At 65.0% G+C, this 2,785-nt stretch carries 3 protein-coding genes; all 3 read left to right on the forward strand.

What is annotated here, in order from left to right; translation table 11 throughout:
* Positions 1-707, forward strand: a 707-nt coding sequence (gene ybgF, locus EN906_RS29770) for a tol-pal system protein YbgF (RefSeq protein WP_127375586.1), incomplete at its 5' end; no start/stop codon positions are given.
* Positions 708-764: 57 nt separating this feature from the next.
* A complete protein-coding gene (gene tilS, locus EN906_RS29775) occupies positions 765-2,159 on the forward strand; it encodes a tRNA lysidine(34) synthetase TilS (RefSeq protein WP_127270142.1) in 1,395 nt (464 codons plus the stop codon).
* Between the two features lie 125 nt (positions 2,160-2,284).
* The coding region (locus EN906_RS29780; protein ID WP_206529201.1) for an ATP-dependent metallopeptidase FtsH/Yme1/Tma family protein at positions 2,285-2,785 on the forward strand (501 nt) is incomplete at its 3' end.

Consider the following 2,785-nt stretch of genomic DNA (forward strand, 5'->3'; position numbering starts at 1 on the left):
CCGACAACGATGTGGCGGCGGCCCCGGCAATACGGGCGCCGGCCGATGCCGGCGCCGCGCCCGCCAACGATCAATCGGCAGGCGGCAAGACGGTCGAGGATGTCATCGTCGAATCTCCCGACGGCGACCCCGGAAAGGTTATTCCCGGTACGGGAGCGCCGGAAAAGAATTTCGGCACCATCACCGTCGACAAGAACGGCAATGTCATCGATGCCGGCGGCAACACGCAATCGACCGCGCCGGCGCAGGACACCGCGCCAGTCGCCGGGGCGGCGCCCAAGGCCGGAAAATCCGATACGGTGGTCGCGGCGTTGCCCGCCACCAACAACCCGGAAGAGCTTTACCGCAACTCCTACCAGTTCATCCTCTCGGGCGACTACGGCACCGCCGAGCAGGGTTTTCGCGATCACATCGCCCGCTTCCCCAAGGATGCGAAGGCGGCGGACGCGCATTACTGGCTGGGCGAGTCATTGCTCGGCCAGCAGAAATACCGCGACGCGGCCGAGACGTTCCTTGCCGCCAGCAAGGACTACCCCAAGGCCAAGAAAGCTCCCGACATGTTGCTGAAGCTCGGCGTGTCGCTGGTCGGCCTCAAGCAGCATGATGTTGCCTGTGCCACCTTCAGCGAGGTCGGCAAGCGCTACCCTGATATTTCCAGTGCGCTCAAGGAACGCGTCAAGCAGGAGAAGGCTCTGGCTGCCTGCTGATCCTTGTCCTACATGTCGTTGTCCTGAAACCGGGATCACTTTTGGGCGACATGCATTATGCTCGACACCGAGCCGGACCTTTCGACTAACCCTTTTTCGCATATCGATTTTACCAGCGGCGCTGTTGCGGCCGTGTCCGGCGGCAGCGACTCGACCGCCCTGCTCCTTCTTCTCAGACACCATCTCGACCGTAAGGCGCCGGCAACCAGGCTGCTGGCGGTAACGATCGACCACGGTTTGCGGTCCGGTTCGGCTGCGGAAGCGCAAACAGTGGCGAAGCTGTGCGCCAGACTCGGAATTTCACACCGCATCCTGACATGGTCGGGCCCCAAGCCATCGACCGGCCTGCCCGCCGCCGCTCGCGAGGCGCGCTACCGGCTGCTGGCCGAGGCGGCACAAGCCGAAGGCATCGGCCTGATCCTCACCGGCCATACCGCCGATGACCAGGCAGAGACGGTGCTGATGCGGCAAGCGCGCGAGGAAGGATTGGCGCGGGACGGGGGCCAAGGCCATGCCGAAATGGCAGGCCGGGGACTTGCCGGCATGGCGCCGGCCACCTTGTATGACTGGCGCGAGTGGATCGTTCGGCCGCTTCTCGGGTTGCGGCGCGAGGCGCTGCGCGACGTCCTGCGGCGTGAGAATGTCGGCTGGGCCGACGACCCCACCAATATCGACGCGGCCTTCGAGCGGCCGCGTGTGCGGGCAGCCCTTGCCGACAGCAACGGTGCGCAGCGCATCGACGATGCACTGGCGCTGGCCGCGCATGAGGGCCGCGCGCGCAGTCAACTCGGCCTCGCCGCCGCAAGTTTGATCGGCGATTTCGCGACCCGGCTGTCCTGCGGGCTCATTCGTCTTGATCCGCTCTTGCTGAACACAGGCGACGAGCGAGCGGCCGTCTATGCGTTGCGTATCCTGCTGGCCATGACCGGCGGAATTGCCTTCCTGCCGGATCAGGCCCGCAGCGAGGCTCTGTTCGGTCGGCTGAGGGCTGGATTTCTTTGCGCCACATTGTCGCGGACGGTTGTCGATTCCCGGCGCTCCGGCATCTTCCTGCGCCGCGAGGCGCGCGGCCTGCCCGCCGCCGCAACCCTTACTGGCAGCACCCTGTGGGATGGCCGCCGGCGCATCACATTGAACGACAGCAGCAGCGCATTGTTGATTGCCCCGCTAGGCACGGCAGCGGCGAAGCGGCTGGCGACGGGCCAAGGAAAAGCCCCGCCGAGCCTGATGCGCGCCGCGCTCGCGGCCGAACCGGCGTTGTGGCACGCCGGGGAATGCCTTGGTTTGCCTGGATATGAACTGAAGTCGGCGATGGTGGAAGTGCGGCCGGTCGTTAGTCCCTTTGCCCGCTTCCTGCCGTCCTTCGACCTGGCGCCGGCGCAGGCCGTCGCCGGGCTGATTGGCGCGGCCCCGGTCCCGCCCTTGCCTTTCAGCGGCCATAGTGCCGGCTGATGGTTGCGCGAAAGCTTAACCCAGACGTGCTGTTATGCTTGGCAAGGGGAGGTGCTCTCCCTATGTTAGGCGCAAGTTTCCTCTCATGACGCGTGTCCGCCCCGCGGACGCCAACGGGACAATTGATGAATCCGAACTATCGCAACCTCGCGCTCTGGGCGATCATAGCGGTCCTGCTCATAGCCCTGTTCAATCTGTTCCAGACGCCGCAGACGCGAGGGGCTTCCAGCGATGTGCCTTATTCGCAGTTCCTGCAGGATGTCGCGGCGGGCCGGGTCAAGACGGTGACCATCGCGGGCGCCCGCATCAGCGGCACCTACACCGACAATGCCAGCGGCTTCCAGACCTATTCGCCCGGCGATCCTTCGCTGGTCTCGCGGCTGCAGGACAAGAACGTCACCATCAATGCGCGGCCTGAAACAGACGGTTCCAATTCGCTGTTCGGCTATTTGATCTCTTGGCTGCCGATGATCCTCATCCTCGGCGTCTGGATATTCTTCATGCGCCAGATGCAGTCCGGCTCCGGCCGCGCGATGGGCTTTGGCAAGTCGAAGGCCAAGCTGCTCACCGAAGCGCATGGCCGCGTCACCTTCCAGGATGTTGCCGGCGTCGACGAAGCCAAGGAA

This window comes from Mesorhizobium sp. M7A.F.Ca.CA.004.06.1.1, assembly GCF_003999135.1.
Taxonomy (GTDB): Bacteria; Pseudomonadota; Alphaproteobacteria; order Rhizobiales; family Rhizobiaceae; genus Mesorhizobium.

Coding starts and splice junctions, on each gene's coding strand:
- tilS (WP_127270142.1), top strand. CDS start 765: ATGCTCGACACCGAGCCGGACCTTTCGACTAACCCTTTTTCGCATATC.